General features: G+C 34.5%; 20 protein-coding genes, 1 tRNA gene and 1 rRNA gene. 14 read left to right on the plus strand and 8 right to left on the minus strand.

The genetic code is table 11. The features are described from left to right. Window position 1 precedes the first annotated feature (1 nt). Together ICJ84_RS10990 and ICJ84_RS10995 are read left to right on the plus strand one after the other, a co-directional pair. Window positions 2–454 (plus strand): low molecular weight protein-tyrosine-phosphatase, encoded by a 453-nt coding sequence (locus ICJ84_RS10990; RefSeq protein WP_188216447.1) that lies wholly within the window; start codon window positions 2–4, stop codon window positions 452–454. Window positions 455–512: 58 nt separating this feature from the next. Further along, window positions 513–1,169: an SAM-dependent methyltransferase gene (locus ICJ84_RS10995; RefSeq protein WP_194408557.1), complete on the plus strand. Its 657-nt coding sequence runs from the start codon at window positions 513–515 to the stop codon at window positions 1,167–1,169. 9 nt (window positions 1,170–1,178) lie between these two features. On the opposite strand, the gene ICJ84_RS11000 is transcribed toward ICJ84_RS10995, so the two are convergent. The 5 genes from ICJ84_RS11000 to dapF all read right to left on the minus strand — a co-directional run bounded on the left by ICJ84_RS11000 (window position 1,179) and on the right by dapF (window position 5,214). Further along, window positions 1,179–1,838, minus strand: coding sequence for a peptidoglycan-binding protein LysM (locus ICJ84_RS11000; RefSeq protein WP_188216449.1), 660 nt, complete (start codon window positions 1,836–1,838; stop codon window positions 1,179–1,181). 111 nt (window positions 1,839–1,949) lie between these two features. Then, on the minus strand, window positions 1,950–2,861 hold the full coding sequence (locus ICJ84_RS11005) for a DUF2279 domain-containing protein (RefSeq protein ID WP_188216479.1): 912 nt from the start codon (window positions 2,859–2,861) through the stop codon (window positions 1,950–1,952). Window positions 2,862–2,875: 14 nt separating this feature from the next. Next, complete coding sequence (mltG, locus tag ICJ84_RS11010; protein ID WP_188216450.1) at window positions 2,876–3,919, minus strand: endolytic transglycosylase MltG; 1,044 nt, start codon at window positions 3,917–3,919, stop codon at window positions 2,876–2,878. Continuing rightward, window positions 3,920–4,444, minus strand: coding sequence for a GNAT family N-acetyltransferase (locus ICJ84_RS11015; protein WP_188216451.1), 525 nt, complete (start codon window positions 4,442–4,444; stop codon window positions 3,920–3,922). It abuts the gene before it with no gap. Further along, window positions 4,441–5,214, minus strand: a complete 774-nt coding sequence (gene dapF, locus ICJ84_RS11020; RefSeq protein ID WP_188216452.1) for a diaminopimelate epimerase — start codon at window positions 5,212–5,214, stop codon at window positions 4,441–4,443. Before dapF ends, ICJ84_RS11015 begins: the two co-directional genes overlap by 4 nt. Window positions 5,215–5,453: 239 nt before the next feature. Here dapF and ICJ84_RS11025 point away from each other — a divergent pair, with 239 nt between their 5' ends. The 11 genes from ICJ84_RS11025 to ICJ84_RS11075 all read left to right on the plus strand — a co-directional run bounded on the left by ICJ84_RS11025 (window position 5,454) and on the right by ICJ84_RS11075 (window position 19,010). Beyond that, window positions 5,454–6,857, plus strand: a complete 1,404-nt coding sequence (locus ICJ84_RS11025; protein WP_188216453.1) for a trypsin-like peptidase domain-containing protein — start codon at window positions 5,454–5,456, stop codon at window positions 6,855–6,857. A gap of 140 nt (window positions 6,858–6,997) precedes the next feature. Continuing rightward, a complete protein-coding gene (locus ICJ84_RS11030) occupies window positions 6,998–8,446 on the plus strand; it encodes a glyceraldehyde-3-phosphate dehydrogenase (protein WP_188216454.1) in 1,449 nt (482 codons plus the stop codon). A gap of 138 nt (window positions 8,447–8,584) precedes the next feature. Further along, window positions 8,585–9,190, plus strand: coding sequence for a tRNA (guanine-N1)-methyltransferase (locus tag ICJ84_RS11035; protein WP_188216455.1), 606 nt, complete (start codon window positions 8,585–8,587; stop codon window positions 9,188–9,190). A gap of 129 nt (window positions 9,191–9,319) precedes the next feature. Beyond that, window positions 9,320–9,997, plus strand: a complete 678-nt coding sequence (gene trmD / locus ICJ84_RS11040) for a tRNA (guanosine(37)-N1)-methyltransferase TrmD (RefSeq protein ID WP_188216456.1) — start codon at window positions 9,320–9,322, stop codon at window positions 9,995–9,997. A 188-nt stretch (window positions 9,998–10,185) separates the two neighbouring features. Beyond that, the gene (rplS, locus tag ICJ84_RS11045) at window positions 10,186–10,536 is read left to right on the plus strand and encodes a 50S ribosomal protein L19 (RefSeq protein ID WP_188216457.1); all 351 of its coding nucleotides are present in this window, start codon (window positions 10,186–10,188) and stop codon (window positions 10,534–10,536) included. Window positions 10,537–11,389: 853 nt separating this feature from the next. Then, window positions 11,390–13,600, plus strand: a complete 2,211-nt coding sequence (locus ICJ84_RS11050) for an NADP-dependent isocitrate dehydrogenase (RefSeq protein ID WP_188216458.1) — start codon at window positions 11,390–11,392, stop codon at window positions 13,598–13,600. A 198-nt stretch (window positions 13,601–13,798) separates the two neighbouring features. After that, the gene (locus ICJ84_RS11055) at window positions 13,799–15,043 is read left to right on the plus strand and encodes an efflux RND transporter periplasmic adaptor subunit (RefSeq protein WP_188216459.1); all 1,245 of its coding nucleotides are present in this window, start codon (window positions 13,799–13,801) and stop codon (window positions 15,041–15,043) included. 2 nt (window positions 15,044–15,045) lie between these two features. Beyond that, window positions 15,046–16,428, plus strand: a complete 1,383-nt coding sequence (locus tag ICJ84_RS11060) for an ABC transporter permease (RefSeq protein ID WP_188216460.1) — start codon at window positions 15,046–15,048, stop codon at window positions 16,426–16,428. A 50-nt stretch (window positions 16,429–16,478) separates the two neighbouring features. Further along, complete coding sequence (locus ICJ84_RS11065; protein WP_188216461.1) at window positions 16,479–17,942, plus strand: TolC family protein; 1,464 nt, start codon at window positions 16,479–16,481, stop codon at window positions 17,940–17,942. Window positions 17,943–17,971: 29 nt separating this feature from the next. Continuing rightward, entirely contained in the window at window positions 17,972–18,790 is an 819-nt protein-coding gene (murQ, locus tag ICJ84_RS11070) for an N-acetylmuramic acid 6-phosphate etherase (protein WP_188216462.1), read from the plus strand. Beyond that, entirely contained in the window at window positions 18,780–19,010 is a 231-nt protein-coding gene (locus tag ICJ84_RS11075; RefSeq protein ID WP_188216463.1) for a DUF6095 family protein, read from the plus strand. The genes murQ and ICJ84_RS11075 overlap by 11 nt, the downstream gene beginning before the upstream one ends. Before the next feature lie 8 nt (window positions 19,011–19,018). Here ICJ84_RS11075 and ICJ84_RS11080 read toward each other — a convergent pair whose 3' ends face one another. After that, the gene (locus tag ICJ84_RS11080) at window positions 19,019–19,519 is read right to left on the minus strand and encodes a DinB family protein (RefSeq protein ID WP_188216464.1); all 501 of its coding nucleotides are present in this window, start codon (window positions 19,517–19,519) and stop codon (window positions 19,019–19,021) included. Window positions 19,520–19,679: 160 nt separating this feature from the next. Between ICJ84_RS11080 and ICJ84_RS11085 the strand changes: the two genes are divergently transcribed. After that, entirely contained in the window at window positions 19,680–23,606 is a 3,927-nt protein-coding gene (locus ICJ84_RS11085; RefSeq protein ID WP_188216465.1) for a response regulator, read from the plus strand. Window positions 23,607–24,375: 769 nt separating this feature from the next. Here the strand turns inward: ICJ84_RS11085 and ICJ84_RS11090 are convergent. Then, window positions 24,376–24,448, minus strand: a tRNA-Lys gene (locus tag ICJ84_RS11090). A 75-nt stretch (window positions 24,449–24,523) separates the two neighbouring features. Then, window positions 24,524–24,596, minus strand: a 5S ribosomal RNA gene (gene rrf, locus ICJ84_RS17200); the annotation flags it as partial.

A 24,596-nucleotide genomic window follows, 5' to 3' on the forward strand; every position in this document is an offset into this window, starting at 1 on the left:
AATGACTAAAATATTAATGGTTTGTTTAGGTAATATTTGCCGTTCACCATTAGCCGAGGGGATTTTAAAATCCAAACTTCCTCAAAACAACTTTACAGTAGACTCCGCCGGAACGGCTAATTACCATTCCGGCAGTCAACCTGACCAACGCTCTATAGCTGTAGCCAGAAAATACGGATTAGATATTTCAAATTTAAAAGCACGACAATTTGTAGTTTCAGATTTCGACAGTTTTGATTATATCTATGTTATGGATGAATCGAATTATCAAAATGTGTTATCTTTAGCACGTAATGAAGACGACAAAGCAAAGGTTGAATTCATACTTAACGAAACTTACCCAAACCAAAATCACCCTGTTCCGGACCCTTACTACGGAGGAAACGAAGGTTTCGAAAACGTATATAATATGCTTGATGAAGCCTGTTCTATAATAGCAAAAAAACTAAATTAAAGTGAATACCAAAGGCGTTTTATATTTAATTCCAACCACATTAGGCGACAATGATCCTATGGATGTTTTACCACAAACTGTAAAGCGTGTTATAGAGCAAACAAACACGTTTATTGTTGAAAACGATAAAACAGCGAGACGCTTCATCAAAAAAATAACTCCGAAAAAATCGCAGCCTGGTTTAAAGATGTTTCACTTAAACAAATTTACAGACCCTGCCGATTTACCAACGTTTATAGAACCTTGCCTTAACGGAATTAATATTGGACTATTATCGGAGGCCGGATGTCCCGGCGTTGCTGACCCTGGAGCTGACATTGTAAATTTGGCACACAGGCACAATATTAAAGTTGTTCCATTGGTAGGTCCTTCATCTATTTTAATGTCGGTTATGGCCTCTGGAATGAATGGACAAAGTTTCGCCTTTAATGGCTACTTGCCTATCGACAAAGGTGAACGTAAAAGTGAAATTAAACGTTTAGAGCGTTTATCATTCGATTATAATCAGTCGCAGTTGTTTATTGAAACACCATACCGAAACAATAAAATGTTGGAGGATTTATGTAATATTCTGGACAATAACACACAAATTTGTGTGGCCTGCGATATTACTTTAGACACCGAGTTTATTAAAACCCAATCGGCAGCCAGCTGGAAAAAAAATATCGTAGACCTTCATAAAAGACCTACGATATTCATAATTCATAAAAGCTAATAATAAGCTTTAAATTGCTTTTGCTTTCTTGTTAGGTTTTAACGAAGAGGTATCGTAACCCGAAAACTTTTTCATATAGTACTCTACATTTGTACCATAACCGTCTTCGAAGTTATCCAAGCCATAGCTTCGCAAATACTTCTTTACACTTCCAGGCCCAGCTAAATGTGCCGCTGCTAAAATACCTGATTCGGTAACTAAAACACCATTAATTCGTTTTCCAACAAAATTCTTAATGTCTCTACGAAGTACCCATTTGTTACGCTCGGCATTAGCGATAAACGCACGCTCCTGCAACTCTGGATTCTTTAAAAACTTGTTAGGATTATTAATTCCTAATAATTTCAATGTACCTTTTCCAAATTGATATTTACCTAAATACCCAAGGGTATTCACTGTAAAATAATCGCCGCCAGACTCTTTAAAACCAACGGCTTCTTTAAATCCTACAAAAGATTTCCCTAAAAAAGGAGAAAACGTTTTGTTCACATCATTTGACGCCAAAACATTATCTTTAATGCTTTCGTCCAGACTCACAGTATAATTTAACTCTAAGCCTTCTGTTGAGTATTTACCTAAATTTACCGTTTCATCTGTTGTAAACGATAAGGACAATAGAATACATATTGTAACACTTAGGGCAATAAAAGTTGCAATACTTTTTCTCATAAACTTAAATTTCTTCAGCTCGGTATCATCTACCTGATGAGCTTGAAAATTCAGCGTGCAAAATTATAAATTTTATTAATTATTTCAAAATTAATCGTTTATCTACTTTTTTTAGATGTAGAATAGATGAAATGCACACCCATTTCGATTAATTTCTATTGTAGGAAAAGGTAGTTTTACAGTGTTAAAAACCTCGAATACAGTTTGTAACAAACTCGAATTTGTTTTTATTTTACTTAGGTCTACATCAAGACTTAAATAGAACTGACGATACCTATCGTAACTTGGTAAATCGAGATTATTTTTATTTGAAATGCCGGAAAGCATCCCTTCGGCTCCATATCCAAAAGCTACATTCAACCATTTTGGAATCTTTTTTTCTTTTAAAAATGAACTTAAATTTAGGCTTAACCAATACGTTTGTCCGTTATAATCTTTTAAAATCCGTTCGAAAAAACCTTCTCCCAGCTTATCAGAACGTTGCTGGGCAAACATTGTTTCATGATAAGAAAACTTTAACAGTATACGTTGCTCATTCCAAAGTAGTTGCTGACCAACATACAATCCTGTTCCGGAAGCATTGGCGATAATATCTCCCCAAGAAAAGCCCCATTCTTTAGAAAAACCATCGAGAACCTCAACTGCGGTTAGAAACCCGAAACCTAAAGTAGAACCATAAATTAACTGCTGCTTTTCACTCACACCGCTCCAGTTTAACAGGCCTGCTCCAAACTTCCCCATTTGATAAGCTGTAAACGCATGTCCCATTTTATCCATTTGAAGCCATTCGTTATTATCGTTAATGGTGTGAAATTTTGACTGCTCATAATCGGCATACCACAATTGATTCAACCCAACCAGTGCTATTCCTGCTAAAGTAGCTTCACTTATAACTACAGCATTTCTTCTTGACTTATGAAGTGTATCACTTGGAGTAAGAAACCGTTCTGTCGCAGATTGCGAAAATGAAAAAAGGCTAACAAATATAAATAGTATAATATATGTTAGCCTTTTGTGTTTCATCATATATAAATACTCTATTTATTGATGCCTTGAGAGGATAAATAACGCTGATATTCTCTGGCGTTGGCATTATGTTGTGATAAGGTTTTGGCAAACTTATGAAACCCTAAACGCTGAGCATCGGCAGCAAAATATAAATATTGATGCTTTTCATAATTTAAAACGGCATCAATGGCCGAAATATCAGGCATAGCAATCAATCCTGGTGGCAATCCTGCATTTTTATAAGTATTATATGGTGAATCTATTTCCTTGTGTACATTTAGTACGCGCTTAATCACTGTATTTTTATACTCCGGTAACTGATATGCTGCAAACTTCAACGTCGGGTCGGCCTGTAATGGCATCCCAATGCGCAGTCTGTTCATATAAACGCCCGCAATTCTTGGTTGCTCACTAGCTTGTTTTGATTCTTCGTAAACAATAGATGCTAAGGTCATCACTTCAGCTTGCGATAAGCCAATAGTTTTGGCTTTTGCTTTACGCGAATCATTCCAGAAACGGTTATACTCGGTAAGCATACGTTCTCTGAACAATTTCGCTGAAGAATTCCAGAAAAACTCATAACTATTTGGAATATACATACCTAAAGCAGTCGCAGGACTGAATTTATTTTCAGTTAAAAATAAAGCATCATTCATAGCTTCTACAAGAGAAACACTATCGGCTTCAATTTGTGAACTGATGCGTCCCGCTAACTTTTCTAAACTCTCCTGATTGTTAAAAGATAAAGTAACAGGTAGATTCTTGCTTCGTATTGAGTTGATGATATCGTTATTACTCATCCCCTTCTTTATCGCAAAACGACCTGCTTTTAGATTCGTAGTATACTTTTTTTGCTTCGCCAACACATCAAAAGATTCAATATCTTCAAGTAAAGGCTCTAATTGTTCTCTAACTTCCTGATAATTTCCGTTGGTACGCACATAAATATAAGCGGTATCATTATTAAACGCTGTGTTAGGTTTTAACATCGCATTGTAAACAAAGTAAGCAAAGTATGCAGCACCAACTAAACCGAGTAAGGCTATGGCAACAAGTATTTTTTTTATGTACATTTAAATATTAATAAGCTGAAATAAATATTCGTTTTTAAAAGATCCATTAAAATGAATCCAGTCTTTTTTAAGCCCTACTTCTTTAAACCCTTGTTTGGAAAAAAGTTTAATGCTTGCTTCGTTATCTTCTGAAATATTACAGTATAACTGATGTAAATCTAAATGAGTAAAGCAATAATTTACCAAAAGATTTAAGGCTTCACTACCGATGCCTTTAGAGCGATCTTTTAATTCTTTAACCAGAATACCAACACCGGCACGTTTGTTTTTAAAATCGAAGTCGAACAAATCTATTAACCCTAAAGCGGCATTATCATAATTACAGATAACCAGACGCAACTGCTTCACCTCAAAAATATCTTTATGAGCCTGCTCTAAATACTGCTTGATTAAATATTTGGAATACGGGGTTTGTGTACAGCTGACTTCCCAGATGGATTCGTCATTTTCAATGGCATGAATAAATTCTAAATCCTCTGGTTCCAGTGCTCGTAAATAAATATGTTCTCCTTTTAGGGTAATCATATCGTTCCTTTGAAAACGTAGGTTGCCGGCCCAATAAGCCAAACGTTTTTATAGACGCCATTATCTATATCGAAACTTACCTGTAGCTTCCCACCTTCAACATTTAAGTTAACTAAGGTTTCATCAGTTTCCTTTAACCTATTCATAGCTATAGCAACGGCTGTTACACCGGTTCCACAAGACAAGGTTTCATCTTCTACGCCACGCTCGTAAGTTCTCACTCTAAATGTATCGTTGTTAACCTTACTTACAAAGTTAACATTCGTTCCTTCTTGATTATAAGGAGCTCCATAACGAATTTTAGCGCCTTTAGTTTTAATATCGAAGTCTTCTATTTTTTCTTCAAACTGAACATGATGTGGCGATCCTGTGTTTAAAAACATGTGGTTTTCGTATTGTTCCACAGTATCAACATCCATCATCTGAAGTTTTACAATCCCATTATTAATTTCGGCATGATGCAACCCGTCAATGGCCTCAAAAACAGCATGTTCTTTTATAACTCCCAAGTCTTTAGCAAAAGCCACTAAACAACGCCCACCGTTCCCACACATGGTGCTTTCATTTCCATCGGCGTTATAATAAACCATCTTGAAATCTAAATCAGGATGGTTTTCCAATAAAATTAATCCGTCTGCACCTATGCCAAAACGTCTGTCACATAAAAATGCGATGCGTTTGGTATCATTTTTGTCGAACGTTTGCTGACGATTATCAATCATCACAAAATCGTTTCCTGTTCCTTGATATTTATAAAAAGTCTGTTGCATAATAGAGGGCAAATATAGGAATAATTAACCGTTTTTTCACGTGTTAAACACGCGTTAAAATTGACGTTAAAAATCGTTAAAACCAAAAAAGGAACTCAATAAATAATTAATTTTAATCGTTCTTAAAATAAAATTTTAACAGCTTGTTTATTTAAATCTCAGAACAAGTATTAAAATCCTGAGAATTTTAAATAAAGAAGACTTCAAATAAAAACAATAATTAAACATAAAGGATCATTATGAAGAAGATTTTCTCATTAGTACTAGTTTCGGCATTAGGAGGCGCTTTAACTCTTGGTGCTTACAAACTTTTTTTAGAGCCTGAAAACAAAATTGAAATCACAGCAGACTCTAATCCATCATTTTTACCTACAAGTAATATTAGCAATGTATTCAACAGTGCTGCTGAAGCTCCTGATTTAACCATCGCGGCAGAAAATGCTGTTAATGCAGTAGTTCACGTTAAAAACGTTACCATTAGTAGCGGACAAATGACCTTTCAGGATTTGCTTTTAGGAAGAAGTCCGCAACGCGCTCAAATGGGAACTGGCTCGGGAGTTATTATTAACTCTGACGGATATATCATTACCAATAATCACGTGATTAACAACTCTGACAAACTTACAGTCACACTAAATAACAATAAAACTTATGATGCCGAAATTGTGGGAACCGACCCAAAAACCGACATTGCTTTACTAAAAATTGATGCCGAAGAAGACTTACCATATGTCACTTTTGCAGATTCTGATCAAGCCAGAATTGGCGAGTGGGTACTAGCTGTTGGTAATCCATTTAATTTAACCTCTACGGTTACTGCAGGAATCATTTCTGCGAAAGCCAGAGATTTATCGGGTAATTCCACCCAATCGTTTATCCAAACTGATGCCGCTGTAAACCCAGGAAACTCAGGAGGTGCTTTAGTTAATACAAATGGAGAATTAATAGGTATTAACACTGCAATTTCATCTCAAACCGGATCTTACATAGGGTATTCCTTTGCTGTACCTAGTAATATTGCCAGACGGGTTATTGAAGATATTATGGAATATGGCTATGTTCAAAACGGTATTCTTGGAATTTCCGGAGGTGCTTTAAACAGTACTGCTGCCGAGGAGTTAGGAGTTAACGACACCGAAGGTATTTATGTAGCCAGCGTTGTTGAAGATTCCGGAGCAGACATAGCAGGAATTAAAGAAGGAGACATCATCAAAGAAATTGACCGCATTAAAGTTTCTAAGTTCTCTGATTTAACCGGACATATCGGTGCTAAACGAGTAGATGATGTCGTTGAGCTTAAAATTTCAAGAAACGGCGACCTTAAAACGGTAAAAGTTAAATTAACCAGAAATGAAACCTTAAATCTGCCTTTAGTAGGGATGGTGAAAAATGCCAAAAGAGAAGATTTAAAATCGTTAAACGCTTCAAATGGCGTTAAAATTATTGAGTTAAACAAAGAATATGAAGCTTATTGGAAGAAAAATGGCGTTGAAGAAGGTGCCATTATCACCTCTATTAACGACGTAAAAATTAATTCGGTGGATGACGCTCAGGAAGCCATTAAAAACAGATCGTCTTACGAACCGCTTCGAATTGAATTAATCAATTCTAAAGGTGAAAAAGAACGTTACAACTTTAGATAAAAAGTACTCGAATAATAATTGTCATTTAGCCTCTTAAAAAGTCTTTTTTAAGAGGTTATTTTTTTGTTAAAATAGCCTACGAAAACGTTTGAAATATGATACTTTTGCCAAAACATTTATAAAACTAAACTATCTCAAAGATGTCTTTTAACAAAAACTATGAAAAGGAATTAGCCTTTCAAGCAGACCGTAGAAGAGCCACTGTAGAATTCATTAAAATCGTTAGTGACTTATGGTACGACAAGTCCATAGAACTTGTTCTTTTTCGCAACCAACTAATCGACAGAAACGTGAGTCAAATTTTAAATCTGCATGAATACGCAGGTAAATTTGTTCAAAAACCCATCTCTATTTTCGACTCTGTTGAAATTGCTCAGGCGATTAAATCGTTAGACATTGCCCCTGCTAAACTAGACATAGGCAAATTAACCTATGAATATCATTTAGAAGATACCAAATACAATAACGCAAGCAGCTTTATTGTCGACAAATTAAAAGATGCGAATAAAAACAGCTCACTGCTTCCTAAAGATGTTATTCTTTACGGATTTGGTAGAATTGGGCGTTTGGTAGCTCGCGAAATCATGGCTCGTACCGGAAAAGGTAGTCAGTTGAGATTAAGAGCGATTGTAACGCGCGGTGCTATTGATGCTCAGGTTTTAGAAAAAAGAGCAGCACTTTTGCGTAACGATTCGGTTCACGGAGAATTTTCAGGAACTGTATCAGTTGATGTAGCCAAAAACGCTTTAAATATTAATGGCACTACAGTGAATATCATTTCAGCTAACACACCAGAAGAAATTGATTATACTAAATATGGTATAAACAACGCTTTAGTGATTGACAATACAGGTGCTTTTAGAGATGGAGAAGCTTTAAGCAGACATTTAAAATCCAGAGGTGTTTCTAAAGTCTTACTAACGGCTCCTGGAAAAGGAGTACCTAATATCGTTCACGGTGTTAACCATTTAGATTACGACCCTAGCAAAACAGATATTTTCTCTGCGGCATCGTGTACTACCAATGCCATTACTCCTGTTTTAAAAGTTATTGAAGATACTTACGGCATTAAACATGGTCATCTTGAAACAATTCACGCTTACACCAACGACCAAAACCTTGTTGACAACTACCACAATAAATACCGTCGTGGTCGTGCTGCAGCATTAAACATGGTCATTACTGAAACTGGTGCCGGAAGTGCTGTTGCTAAAGCTTTACCGGTTTTAGAAGGCAAATTAACATCGAATGCTATTCGTGTTCCTGTACCAAACGGATCGTTAGCTATTTTAAATTTAGAGTTAAAGAATAAAACCTCTTTAGATGATGTTAATGCGACTTTAAAGAAATTTGCTTTAGAAGGTGATTTAGTGGAGCAAATTAAATACGAATTAAGTGACGAGCTTGTTTCTAGCGATATTATTGGTTGTTCTGCTCCATCTATTTTTGATAGTAAAGCCACGATTGTTCGTGCTGATGGAAAAAATATTGTCCTTTATGTATGGTATGACAACGAATACGGATACAGTCATCAGGTTATCAGACTGGCAAAATATATTGCTAAAGTGAGACGTTATACCTATTATTAATTAGGAAAAACATCTAAATTATATTTATTAACGTATATTACAAAAAGCCTCACCTCGTGAGGCTTTTTGACAATTTTACCTTTTACAGTAAACAATATTTTATAATTTAGTAACCCAATACTCAAAAATCACACTAAAATGAACAAAATCAAGTATTTAGCTGTTTTAACCTTTTTACTTAGCGCCACTGTATTTGCGCAAACCGAGAATGACGACGAAGACAAATTATCTTTAAACAGCGGTACCATTGATAGCCAATTTGAATATGTTATTCAGCGTTCCAACAATTATCAAGATTACAAAGTGATTAAAAAAGTATGGCTTTACACCTTAAAAGCACATACGATGGATTCTTTAAACGCGATACAAAAAAATCTTAACGACACTAAAGCTGTTGTTAATACTCAAGCAAAAGAAATCGATAATTTAAAAGCTAGTCTTTCTGAAACTCAAAATACTCTAGATGAAACCAATTTAGAAAAAGATAGCATGTCATTATTTGGAATACAAATGAGTAAAGGCGGATATAATGTATTAATGTGGTCTATAATTGGTGGGTTATTAGCCTTATTATTATTGTTTATCTATAAGTTTAAAAATAGTAATGTCATTACAATTGAAGCAAGAAAAGCACTTTCTGAAATAGAAGGAGAATTTGAAGAACACAGAAAAGTAGCTTTAGAGCGTGAGCAAAAAGTGAGACGCCAACTTCAAGATGAAATCAATAAGCACAAAAAGATTTAATTCTTTATCAATAAAATTTAAAAAAGTCGGAGGAAACTCCGGCTTTTTTTATTTAATAATCATCAAATGGCTAAAGACATCCCAAAAATACTTTAATTCAATTATCTTTGCACTTCTTAAAAAAACGTCATGCGCATAGATATTATAACTGTTTTACCTGAATTATTAAGAAGTCCGTTTGAAGCCTCAATTTTAAAACGAGCTATCGAAGCTAATTTGGTTGAAGTCCATTTTCATAATTTACGTAATTATGCGACCGATAATTATAAAAGTATAGACGATTACCAGTTTGGTGGTGGCGCAGGAATGGTGATGATGATTGAACCTATCGACAAATGTATTTCAGAGTTAAAAGCAGAACGCGATTACGACGAGGTTATTTACATGACGCCTGATGGCGAAACCTTAAAACAAGGGATTGCTAATCAGTTATCGTTAAAAGAAAATATTATTATTCTTTGCGGACATTATAAAGGTGTAGACCAACGTGTACGCGATCATTTTATTACGCGTGAAATTTCTATTGGTGACTACGTTTTGTCTGGTGGCGAATTAGGTGCCGCCGTATTATGCGATGCTGTTATTCGATTAATTCCGGGAGTTTTAGGCAATGAAACTTCTGCCCTAACCGATTCCTTTCAGGATAATTTATTAGCACCGCCTATTTATACCAAACCTAGAGAATACAAGGGATGGAAAGTACCTGAACTTTTATTTAGCGGTAATTTTCCTGAAATTGAAAAATGGCGCGAAGAGCAGGCTTATCAAAGAACCAAAGAACGACGTCCGGATTTACTGGATGAATAAGCCTATTGGTGTTAAGGATAGTAGCGGCATACTTTTAGATATAGCAAACAGCTTAAAAAGATTAAAAACTTTTAATTTTATACTTTCCCCTATTAACTTTTTAATTATCTTTGCACCCTGTTTCGGGTTAACCTCTGGCGAAAATCGTGTATGTTGTTCTGAATTAAATCAATTAAAAAAATAAAGATATGGAATCTTTAGTAAAATTTGTACAAGACGAATTTGTAACAAAAAAAGACTTTCCAGAGTTTGGAGCTGGAGACACAATTACTGTGTATTACGAAATTAAAGAGGGTAACAAAACACGTACTCAGTTCTTTAGAGGTGTAGTTATCCAAAGAAGAGGTTCAGGTGCTTCTGAAACTTTTACAATTAGAAAAATGTCTGGAACTGTAGGTGTAGAGCGTATCTTCCCTATTAACTTACCAGCATTACAAAAAATTGAAGTTAATAAACGTGGTAAAGTTCGTAGAGCTAGAATTTTCTACTTTAGAGGACTTACTGGTAAAAAAGCTAGAATTAAAGAGCGTAGACACTAATCTGTTGCCTTTAAAAAAGCATCGAAAAGCCTTGATTTATGTCAAGGCTTTTTTTGTTATAAACAATTGTTAATAAACCCTGTTTATAAGAAGTTGATAATTAAACAGTTGAAAAAATTGCAATTCTCTATTTTTTGATGTATATTAGCGTAAGTTAATAATAAATCAATAGTTTACTTGATAATAACTATGATGCATTATAAACTAAATAAGATAACGTTCACATTTTAATTGTTTTTTGAGGTTTTAAATGTATCATGTGTAAGCATGTGCAAAGAAACCATGATATTATAGAAGACTATTTATTAATAAATAGAAACTAGATAATTGAAAGTCTAAACAGCACCACGGTTTTAACACAACCATGAGACTGAAAAAAGACAATGCTTTAATGGAAGCTTATCGTTAACAGCGAATGGCAAAAGTAAATGCATCAAAAAAAACAATTTTCTGAGACATTTTGGTAATTAGGTCAATACATTTTGAAAATTACAGAAAATGTTTCATTAAAATAGCAACACTTGAATTGTAAAGGTTTAATGAAAATTTGAACTGATTTAGTAATTTCTAATTGATTAAGTCGTGCTATTTTAAGAAAGCCATGTCAGAGTAGATTTAGTTCTGCAGTGATATGGCTTTTGTTTTTTTAACTCCCTGCCCTTTTTCTTTAAAAAATTCTTAGTGCTCCGCCCCTTTTTTAGAGTTCTCTAAAAACTTCTATTTTAAGCACTTTTTGTTTAAACGATTAAGCATATATAATCATCTATTTTTGTATATTCGCAACTCGAAAAAAAATCCTTTCTTTTTTCATATTCATTAAACTAAGTAAAAATTTAAAAAAATCACTAAAGTAATGTCTAACATAATTTATACAAAAACCGATGAAGCTCCAGCTTTAGCTACGCATTCATTCTTACCTATTGTTAAAGCTTTCGTTAAATCTTCAGGTATTAATATAGAAACTAAAGATATTTCTTTAGCTGCTAGAATCTTAGCCGTTTTTCCTGATTTCTTAAATGAAGATCAACGCGTTTCAGACGATTTAGCACTACTAGGTGAATTAGCAAAGAAACCAGAAGCCAACATTATTAAATTACCAAATATTAGTGCTTCTATTCCTCAGTTAAAAGCCGCTATAAAAGAATTACAAGCACAAGGATTTGCTATTCCTAGCTATCCAGATGAACCAGCAAACGATGCTGAAAAAGATATTAAATCGCGTTACGATAAAATTAAAGGTAGCGCGGTAAACCCTGTGCTACGAGAAGGTAACTCAGACAGACGTGCGCCTAAAGCTGTTAAAAACTACGCTAAAAACAATCCGCACTCTATGGGTGCATGGACTAAAGATTCTAAAACGCATGTAGCGACTATGGAATCTGGTGATTTTGCACACAACGAAAAATCGTTAACCTTACCGGAAGCTACAACTATTAAAATTGTTCACACCGATGCTAACGGAAACGAAACCATCTTAAAAGATAGTTTCGCTATTCAAAAAGGTGAAATTATCGATGCTACGGTAATGAATAAAAAGGCTTTAATCAGCTTTTTTGAAAACCAGGTAGCCGATGCCAAAGCTACTGGGGTATTGTTTTCATTACATATGAAAGCAACGATGATGAAAGTTAGTGATCCTATTATTTTTGGTCACGCTGTTAAAATCTTCTTTAAAGACGTTTTCGCTAAACATGGAGCTACTTTAGATCAAATTGGAGTGGACGTAAATAGTGGTTTTGGAAACTTAGTTGAAAAATTACAGGAATTACCAGAATCTAAGCGTAACGAAATTCAAGCCGATATCGATGCTGTTTTTGCTAACGGCCCTGCTTTAGCAATGGTAAACAGCGACAAAGGTATTACAAACTTACACGTACCAAGTGACGTGATTATCGATGCATCTATGCCTGCCATGATTCGTACATCTGGACAAATGTGGAATGCAGAAGGTAAATTACAAGATACAAAAGCCGTTATTCCAGACAGTAGTTATGCTGGTGTTTATGCGGCAACTATCGATTTCTGTAAAGAAAACGGTGCATTCGACCCAACAACAATGGGAACAGTTCCAAACGTTGGCTTAATGGCTCAAAAAGCTGAAGAATATGGATCGCATGATAAAACTTTTGAAATCACATCTGATGGTAAGGTAACAGTTGTTGACGCTAACGGAAACACATTATTAGAACACAATGTTGAAGAAGGTGATATCTGGAGAATGTGCCAAACTAAAGATGCCCCTATTCAAGACTGGGTTAAATTAGCCGTAACACGTGCCAAAGCTTCAGAAACGCCTGCTGTTTTTTGGTTAGATGAAAACAGAGCCCATGATGCTGAGTTAATTAAAAAAGTAAATACTTATTTAAAAGATCACGACACAACAGGATTAGATTTAAGAATATTATCACCTATTGATGCAACCATCTTTACTTGTGAAAGACTTAAAAAAGGATTAGATACCATTTCGGTTTCAGGAAACGTATTACGTGATTACTTAACCGATTTATTCCCTATTCTTGAAGTTGGTACCAGTGCAAAAATGCTGTCTATCGTTCCTTTAATGAATGGTGGTGGTTTATTTGAAACCGGTGCTGGTGGTTCGGCTCCAAAACACGTACAACAATTATTAGAAGAAAACCACTTACGTTGGGATTCTCTAGGAGAGTTTTTAGCGTTAGCGGTTTCTTTAGAACACTTTAGCGAAGTAAACAACAATGCTAAAGCTAAAATTTTAGGAGAAACTTTAGATGATGCTACAAGTTCTTTATTAGAAAACAAAAAAGGACCTTCCAGAAGTGCGGGTGAGTTAGATAACAGAGGTAGCCACTTCTACCTAGCAATGTACTGGGCTCAAGAATTAGCGAAACAAACAAAAGATGCCGATTTAAAAGCTGAATTCGAACCAATTGCTAAACAATTAGCAGAAAACGAAGCGTCAATTATTAAAGAATTAACAGAAATTCAAGGTAAGCCAGTAAGTATTGGTGGATATTACGAGCCTGACGAAGATTTAACAAATCAAGTTATGCGTCCTAGCGCTACGCTTAACAGTATTTTAGCTTAATATCACAATAAAACTACACATAAAAAAAAGCTCCTATTTCTAGGAGCTTTTTTTATGGCCTAATTTTCTAATGCCACAATAAACACGCTAGTGTTTAAGTTATTAAAACACATATTGTAAGAATTTTATAAAAAAATTAACAGCTAATTAGCTTTTAGATTCTATTTTTATAAAATCTATTTCATCTATCAATTAACTATGAAACTAAAAAAACTAGCCATTTGGGGTGCTGTGGTCGTAACTCCCATTTTAATTTTATCATTCTATAATAGTGGAAACAATGAAAATATTTCACTTACTACAAATGTCGTTAAGGGAACTTTTAACGATGAAGTTATTATTTCCGGTGAGGCACAATCCACTAGCTCTAAACAAATTAATGGCCCAAGCAACGCAAGACAATTTGGCCTTTATGATATTAAAATTCAAGATTTAGTTCCAGAAGGTACTATAGTAAAAAAAGGAGATTACATAGGTAAATTAGATGTTTCAGAACTTAACGGAAAAATACTCGATGCACAAATAAACTTAGACAATGCTGAGTCGACTTACACTCAACAACAACTCGATACAACGCTAACGCTTAAACAAGAGCGTAACGCTATAAAGGACTTACTTTTCGAAATTGAGGAAACGAAACTGGAATTAAATCAATCAAAATATGAAGCGCCTGCAGTTATAAGACAGCTGGAAATAAAACTTGAAAAGTCTGAACGCAATTTAAAAAGCAAAAAAGAAGATTATTCCATAAAAAAGCAACAATCTAATGCAAGAATGATTATTGCGAGTAATAATGTTTCAAAAAACAGACAGCGTATTGATGAATTACTAGAACTCCAAAAACAATTTACAATTTACTCCGATGAAGGTGGTATGGTTACCTATATCAAAGAGTGGAATGGCACCAAAAAACAAGTCGGTTCAACGATTTCCCCTTGGGAACCTGCTATCGCCAGTCTTCCTGATTTAACCAAAATGGAATCTAAAACCTATAGTAATGAGGTGGATGTTCGAAAAATAAAACAAGGCCTTACCGTTAAAGTAGGATTCGATGCCTTCCCTGATATAGAACTTGACGGAGTGGTAACCGAGGTTGCCAATGTTGGCGAAACCAAAACCGGATCGGATATAAAATTGTTTCAGGTACTTATAAAATTAAATGGCACCAATGACAACATAAGACCTGGTATGACCACATCTAACCGTATACTTACAAAACAGATAGACGATGTACTAATGATTCCTTTGGAAGCCATCTTTTCTAAAGATTCAATTAGTTATGCCTATGTAAAATCAGGCTTATCCATAGAAAAACAGCAGGTTGTATTAGGAAACTCAAATAATGAAGTGGTAATAATAAAAAAAGGACTTAAAGAAAAGGATGTGGTTTACCTAACCAAACCAAACGACCTTGAAGATAAAAGTATTAAACTATTGAAATAAAGATGATAGACAAAATACTTTTTGAAAAACTTAAATCTAATTTTAATGAAGCCTTTTGGTTCATTAAAACCAATAAGGTCAGAACGTTTTTAACCGCTCTAGGTATTATTTTCGGTGTTGCCTCGGTAATTACCATGCTTGCGATAGGAAACGGTGCTGAAAAAGAAATTTTATCGCAATTAGAACTTGTAGGTGTAAATAACATCGTCGTTACGCCTTTGTCTGACGAAGAGGATGCTAAGGCTAACGATGAAGGCGAAGATTCCAATGATAAAAATAACGAAACCAAACGCTTCTCAAAAGGGTTGGATATTCTGGATGCCGAAAGTATTCAAAACAATATTCCAAGTGTGAAATTGGTAAGTCCTGAGATTATTATGGACACCTACGTCATCAATAACGGGCGTCAAAATCCGGTGAAACTTATAGGAGTATCCTCTTCTTTTTTCAAATCTTCAAACATTAATATCGATACCGGAAAAGACTTCTCTGCACATCAACTTAAAAATGCATTACCAGTATGTATTATCGGTAAAAAAGTGGAAAAAAAATTATTCACAGGAGAAAGTGCTTTAGGAAGACATATTAAGGTAAAAGATGTGTGGTTACAAGTTGTCGGAGTTATTGAAGAAAAACTTATTTCAGATCAAGCCCAGGAAAATCTTGGTATAAGAGACTTAAATCAGGATATTTATATTCCCATAAAAACCTTTTTAATCCGCTATAAAGACCGAAAAATCATTAGCAGCAAGCAACAATCTATTCGTGGTGGTGGATTTATCATTATTGGTGGACAACAAAACGGCCCTAAGAAGCGTATTCCACGTGGTAACTACCATCAAATTGACAAACTTACGATTCAGGTTTCAAATTCAAACGAATTAAAAGCAACAGCCGAAGTCTTGAGTAAAATGCTAAAACGACGACATAATGATGTCCTCGATTTTGAAATCACCATCCCAATTCAACTGCTTAAACAGCAACAAAAAACCAAACAGATTTTCAATATTGTACTAAGTATTATTGCTGGAATTTCCTTACTTATTGGAGGTATAGGTATTATGAATATCATGCTGGCTTCAGTTTTAGAACGTACCAAAGAAATTGGTATTATTCGGGCTATTGGAGCTACTGAAGAAGATGTTATTTTGCAGTTTTTATCTGAATCCGTGCTTATTAGTGTTGGCGGGGGTGTTGTTGGAATCTTGCTCGGCATTATTGGGGCATACATTATTGAAATATTTTCAGGTATAGAAACGGTTTTGTCACTAACCTCTATTTTAGTTTCCTTTTTTATAGCTGTATTAGTCGGATTGTTTTTTGGCATATTCCCAGCAAAATCGGCTGCCAGAAAACGCCCTATTGAAGCTTTACGAACAGAATAACCGCAGCATCATTCAATCAAATTCATCAATCAAAACAAACAAAAAATTCTATGAAAAAATTACTTATCCTAATTTTTACCATCATTTTGCCTTTAAGTATATTTTCTCAATCTAAAAAAATATCACTAACACAAGCCATTGAAATCGCTCATAAAAAATCACCCGATTATAAAACCAATTTAAACCGAAATCAAGGCAGTTACTGGCGCTTCAGAAATTATAAAGCCCGTTTTTTACCACAATTCAGATTAAATGCTACTATTCCTGAGTACAGCAATTCTATTCAACGTATTTTAAATGATGAAGGGCAATCAATCTTCGTGAATCAAGATCAATTAATTCTTACCGGCGGATTATCTGTTAATCAAAACATTCCATATACTGGAGGAACCCTGTCTTTATATTCTAACCTAGAGCGGGTTGAACTTTTCGGTCTTAATGATAACATTGGCTATTCCGTTGTCCCGTTTTCCTTAAGATATTATCAAAACTCTTTATTTTTTAACCAGTTTAAATGGGACAAAAAAATTGAACCTTTAGTTTATGAGGAGTCTCGACGCGATTTTATTGAAAAAATGGAACAGATTTCCATAACAACTTGTCAGCACTATTTTGGTTTATTAAAAGCCCAAATGCAACTTGAAATCGCAGAGAAAAACCTATCCAATCAAGATACCTTGTATCAAATTTCCTTGGGACGATATAAAATGGGGAAAATTGCAGAAAACGAACTTCTTCAAATGGAATTAACCTTATTAAATTCAAAAAACACAGTAACAACCAATACCGTAGAATTAAAACGTACATCGCAGAATTTAGCTCGCTATTTAGAAATTGACAATGAGAATTTAAGACTGGATGTACCTGAAAAACTTCCGCTTTTCGATGTAGATATAACTACCGCATTGCAAGAAGCTCAATCTAACAGAAAAGCTGTCATTGAATTTAGAAGAAAACGTCTGGAAGCAGAACGAGAACTCGCTCGTGCCAAAGGCACCAATAAGGTAGAAATGAGTCTGAATGCTAATTTTGGTATTTCTAATAATGCCAACGATTTCAATACATTATTCAATAATTTCAACAAACAGCAGAATGTCTCCTTGTCGGTTTCTGTTCCTATTTTCGATTGGGGTGTTTCTAAATCAAGACGCAAAATGGCTGAAGCCGATTTAGATCTGGTAAATAATAATGTAGAGCAGGAATCTCAAGCTTTTGAACAGGAAATATATCTGCACGTGTTAAACTGGAGTAACCAAAGGGACTTTTTATATACTGCCGAAAAAGCCAAAGAAGTCGCGACCAAACGCTACGATATATCAAACAAAAGATATGTTTTAGGAAAAATCACTATCACCGATTTAAACATCGCTTTACAGGAAAAAGACAAAGCTGTCCTGCAATATTTAAACTCACTTGAAAATTTCTGGAGAGATTATTACATTCTTAGGCAATTAACATTATATGATTTTATTAATAATGAAAAAATTCAAGTTGAAGATGTAATTTATGATTAAAACCACTAATAAATTTCTATTTTTGGTACATGAGCTTTACCAAAACAACCGAACAGGATTCTAATTACAACCATCTCGAGAAGATGAGTGTAAAAGAACTGCTAAGCAATATAAATAAAGAAGATAAAACCGTACCTAATGCGGTTGAAAAAGCACTTCCTGAAATTGAATATCTGGTCAATATTACAGTTGAAAAACTAAAACAAGGCGGTCGATTATTTTATATCGGTGCAGGCACCAGTGGACGTTTAGGTATTTTAGATGCCTCCGAATGTCCTCCTACTTTTGGCGTTTCTCATGATCTGGTTATTGGTCTTATTGCCGGAGGAGACACGGCCATAAGAAAAGCTGTTGAATTTGCTGAAGATTCTCAAATCCAAGGCTGGAAAGATTTACAATCGTATCATATTTCTGAAAAAGATGTTGTTGTGGGCATAGCCGCTTCTGGTACGACGCCCTATGTCATTTCGGCTTTAGAAATATGTAACAAAAATAATATTACTACTGGCTGCATTACCTGCAATGCCAATAGCCCGTTATCACAAACGGCTCAATTCCCTATTGAAGTGATTGTGGGTCCTGAATTTGTTACGGGAAGCTCAAGAATGAAAGCCGGAACCGCTCAAAAACTGGTTTTAAATATGATTACTACATCGACCATGATTCAGTTGGGGCATATTAAAGGTAACAAAATGGTAGATATGCAATTAAGTAATAACAAACTGGTTGATCGCGGTACTAAAATGATTATGGCCGAACTAAATATTTCAGAGAATGAAGCCAAATCTCTTTTAAACAAATACAAAAACGTACGCACGGCAATAAAAAACTATAACCATGGAAACTAACCGAACCGATAAACATGTCCTTTTTAAAGGTATCAAATTATTAGCATTTGCTCTTTTAAGTCTTTTTATGGGGCCTATTTTAATGCACTTAGCCTTATCTGATAAAGAAAACTCACTTTATGTTCCGTTATTAATTATTGCTTGTCTTATTTGTGTTATGGCTGTATTTTTAATTTTTAAGGGCATTAAAATAATCATGTCCAGCATGTTTAAAAAATAAAATACCCTTTAAGGAAATGTTGCTGGTCTTGGAGTTGTCGGATTGTAACCAAACTCTAAATCAGCGCTGGCTATTTCTAATCCGCTCAAGATATAATTGATGATGGCATAATGGTGTATTGTATGACTATTGGCCTGCGCAAGTAGAGCGCCAATGGTATAAGGTATTTCTATTTTTCCTTGGCCTAAATCATCCATCACAACTACAGTTTTGCTCATATCGTAGTTGTAGTTCTGAAGCTTATCTATTACAACCTTTAAATAGGTTTTAGCCTCATGACACTCCTGCTCTACTTTTTTATTTCGACTTCGGGCTGTTAAATCAATTATATTCTCAGAATTTAAATTGAAAATGCAATCGTAAAAATCTAAAATATGTCTGATATGCGTTCCGATGGAAGAAAAATAAGGCGGCAAAGTCGCATCGCTAAATTGGGCATCCGTCAACGATGATAAGATAATTTCTGCCTTCTCGAGTGTTTTTAAAGTAGTTTTTATGATGGACTTCATAGTTCCTAATTTAACGAAATAAATCATTTAAAAAAATACCTACAAAATAAAATCCTAATTAAACGAAAATTCCATTCCATAAACCACTATTTTTAAATTAGTTAGTAAAATTCCTTATATTGGAGTAACTCTCATCAATTCAAAATCTAGCATAAGTTTGGTGGCGTACTTTAATAAAATAATTACAAATGCCCTACATCTGTTTTTTACAACTTTTTGTTGTCTGAGTATCCATGCGCAAAATGTTGCAAAAACCACATCAGATAACTTTACACCGGAAAAACAATTTTCTTTCAAAACCCTCACTATTAACGATGGACTTTCACAAAACAGCGTTATCAGTATTACTCAAGACAGTATAGGTTATTTATGGTTGGCTACGCAGGACGGATTAAATAAATACAACGGGCGAGATTTTAAACACTACGATAAGCAATTTGAAGATATCACTCGAACGACATTCAGCAAATTAGGCAAGGTTTATATTGATAAACAAAACCGACTTTGGATTATTACCCATTCGGGGAAACTGGAATTATACCAACCGAATGCCGACGATTTTAAACCTATAAAACTTCCTTTTGATGTGAGTATTGTTTTTCAAGATAAGAACTTCAATCTATATCTCGGATCATACAACAATGGATTATTTAAAATCGACTATAAGACGAAAGACACATTACAAATCCTGAATCATGAGGATCAAACCAAAACCATATATCACCTTTTAGAAGATGAAAATGAATTAATTGTGGCTGGTTCTGAAACTATTTTTAGGTTTAATAATAATGTTGCATATCAAACCCTATCCGTAGTAAATACCAAACCAACCAATTATTCTACTTTAGAAAAAAGTCCTGATGGTACAATTTGGTTGGGTTCCTTTGGCAACGGACTCTTTTATAAAACAAAAGATGCTGAATCATTCATTAAATATGAAAATATCAATATTCCGAAAAACTTAAATATTGAAGATTTACTAATTGATAGGCAATCCAGGTTATGGATTGCCTCCTACGGAAATGGAGTTTACTTAATAGATTTTAAATCCAACACTGTCAAGAATTTTAAGGCTAATAAAAACAACCCCTTCGCCATTCATTACAACGATATGCTGTCCCTATATGAGGATACGACCGGAACCATTTGGTTTGGATCTGATGGTACAGGAGCCAGTTACTACGATGCGCATTTGATCAAGTTTAATATTTTAACCAATAATCAGGTGCCTAAGTCAGTAAACGTGGATATGGTACGGTGCATCACCACAGACAAGCAAAACAACATTTGGATTGGCACTTCAGGCAAAGGACTAACCGTTGTCGATTTAAAAAATGAAACCTATAAAACCTATACCTCCGAAAATACGACACTGGCTAGCAACCGAATCATCAGCACCTGTTTTATCGATAACGATTTGTGGATTGGTCATCAAGGGTATGGGTTAAATATTCTGGAACCCTCAGGACACTATAAATTTTATCCTGAAATTAAGAATTATACCGTTTGGCGCATCATTAAAAAATCAACTCAGCAAGCCTGGCTTTGCACCGAACGTCATGGTGTGCTTCTTTTTGACAAACAAAAAGGCATCATAAAGGAATACAACAGTGAAAACTCAGATCTCATCACTAATAATATTAGGGCATTAACACTTGGTGACAACAATGAAATTTGGATTGGAACAGATGACAACGGCCTTTTTAAACTGAATGAAACCACAGATCAAATTGAAAAAATAAATAAGGTTAATGATAAAATTAAGTCGCTGTACTACAACAAAAACTCCTTATGGATTGGCACCAATGGAAACGGATTAAAAGTTTATAATACTGAAACCAAAACAACAAAAACATATACCATACAAGACGGTTTACCAAACGATGTAGTTTACGGCATTCTGCCCGGTAACCATGCGAATATCTGGCTTAGTACCAACAACGGCATTAGTAAATTTAATCACACAAATTTTGAAAACTTCAGTGTTTACGATGGTTTACAAGCCAAAGAATTTAACACCGGAGCTTATTATAAGGACCAGAATAACACATTATACTTTGGTGGATTAGAAGGAATTAACTGGTTTCATCCGGAACAATTAACATTTAATACGGAGAAACCTAAAACGATAATTTCAAAGTTCGAAGTATTTTCTAAACCTCGAAACTTGGAACCTAATTTAAGTTTGAACTACAGAGAAAACACTATAACTTTCAGTTTTTCAAGCCTTCATTTCTCTCAACCCAAACGAAATCTATATAAATATCAGCTTGTAAATCACGATAATGATTGGATTGAATCGGGTAATAACAACACGGCTCACTATACCAATTTATCTCCTGACACCTATACGTTTCAGGTTATTTCCTGTAATTACGATGGCGTATGGAATATTATACCAGCCACTTACACCTTTACGATTCGACACCCCTGGTATTTCAGTAATATAGCCATTGTGCTATACCTTTTATTATTTACTATTATCAGTTACCTGATTTACAGTTACCTAAAATGGCGCTGGCATATCAAAATGCAATTGCAATTTGAACATGACGAAACCGAACGTTTAAAACAATTAGATGCTTTTAAGACCAAACTATATACCAATATCTCACATGAATTCAGAACACCCTTAACATTAATTTCTGGTCCGGTAGAAAAACAACTCAACAACCCGAAACTTTCCAATACCGATAAAAAAGAGTTAGAACTTGTGCAGCGCAACTCTAAACGTCTTTTAAATCTGGTAAATCAACTACTCGATTTATCAAAACTAGAAACCGGGAATTTAACGCTATCAGTTACTCAAGGCAATCTTGGTGTATTTTTAAAACAATTGGTCAAAGGATTTGAATTTAAAGCCAAGGAAAAGCACGTTGATTTTACTTACCATATTCCTCTAATTCCAAATGCCTGGTTTGATCAAGATGTGGTGGAAAAAATAGTAACCAACTTACTTTCCAATGCTGTAAAATATGCCCCAAAATACGGTTACGTGTATTTTAATACCAGTCAACATGAGGGTGAAATAATAATCACGATTATCAATAACGGGAATACAATTTCAAATGAGAATATTAGCAAACTCTTTCAGCGTTACTACCAAAACAACAAATCGGCTGATGGTGTAGGTATTGGCCTTTCTTTGGTAAAAGAACTTACTGTTCTTACACACGGAAATATTGTAGCGCACACCCTTAATAAAGATGACATTCAATTTACGATCACATTACCTATTGAACGTTCCTTTTTTAATGCTACTGAAATCAATGAAAACGCCTTACCTCATACATTCGATGCCCCTTATGAATCCCATAAAATAGAAAATGTCAAATCGAATAGTCAACCTCTGCTACTTATTGTTGAAGATGACGAAGATATTAGAATCTTCTTAAACGCTATTTTTAGAGAAGACTACAATATTGAAGAAGCTGAAAACGGCGATATAGGAATAAAAAAAGCGGTAAAACTAATTCCGGATATCATTATCAGTGATATAATGATGCCCAAAACCGACGGCATCATGTTATGTAGTACTTTGAAACAAGATGAACTCACTAGTCATATACCCATTATATTATTAACAGCTAAAAGTGGTACACCTAATGAGATTGAAGGTTTAAAAACCGGTGCTGACGATTATATTGAAAAACCCTTCCACACCCAAAAACTAAAAATTAAAGTTCAAAATTTAATTGAATCTAGACGCAAACTTCAACAACGCTACAGTCAAAATTTTGAATTGACTGAAATTGCCGTGACAAGCGCTGAACAACAATTCTTTAACAAAGTAAAAGAAGTATTAAACCAAAATATTACAGACAGTCAATTTAACTCAGCCCACTTTAGTAAAAATATGTTGATGAGCCGGATGCAATTACATAGAAAACTAAAAGCGCTAACTGGCTTAACCACTACCGAATTTATTCGCTCAGAACGTTTAAAACTAGCCGAAAAACTTTTAAAGACTTCCGATTTAACCGTTTCAGAAATTGCGTATCAGGTGGGATTCAATACACCTTCTTATTTTATTAAATGCTTCAAGGTACAATACAAGCAAACTCCTTCAGAATATCATAACAAATAACAAAAGCTACTGCCTCTCTTGTAATGTTACATTTCAAGTATGGTCTGTTACATACTTACTATGCGTATTTAATCTTCTCGAATACCTTTACTCGAAAGAAATAAAACAAGAAAGCAATTAATATATCCCTTCCCTAGGAAACAAAATGTTTAAAACAGATGACATAAAAAAAGAAGATAATCAAAATATCTACTTAAGTATTGACCACCTTAAAAAAGGACAATACCTGTTAAATATTATGCTAGATAACAAGGTTTTCAAATCTATAAAAATAGATAAAGACACTTAAAAATATATAAAGAAGCTATTAATCAGGGTAAAAAGAGAATAATGAAAATATAAAAATTGGATTTATTCTCTTTTTTTAATGGTCGCCATCATCGAATCAGGATTTATAATTTTTACTGGTTCCCTTTATCATCAATTTCCTTCGCAAGCCCAACTTTAAATAAATTAAAAGAAAAGTTTATCATTATCTAAAGCAAGAAAACCGCTGATTTCTCAGCGGCTAAGTTGAATATATCTTTCGATTGTTTTTACAGCCTAGATATAAACTGCACTGAAAAGTTCATTAAAATGAGCGTTTTTTTTATGGCTTTTAAACAGATGTATTATCTTTCTGAAAAGAGAGTTTACCAAACGAAATATAAAAGCTTTTAAAAACATCTTAAAATAGTTTTAAAGCACATCTTAATATCCTCATCAATGGATGATAATAAAAAAGCCTTTATCTTTAAAGATAAAGGCTTTAGTTTTGTATTTGAAGTTGTGACCAGGCTGGGGTTCGAACCCAGGACCCTAACATTAAAAGTGTTATGCTCTACCAGCTGAGCTACCTAGTCTTTATACCTTGCTTCAATCTCATTCCACAAGACATATAATAAAAAATCCTCAGTCTGTTGTAGACTGAGGATCAAAAAAGGCAACGACCTACTCTCCCACTAAACGCAGTACCATCGGCGCTAACGGGCTTAACTTCTCTGTTCGGAA

The organism is Aestuariibaculum suncheonense (assembly GCF_014596935.1).
GTDB lineage: Bacteria > Bacteroidota > Bacteroidia > Flavobacteriales > Flavobacteriaceae > Aestuariibaculum > Aestuariibaculum suncheonense.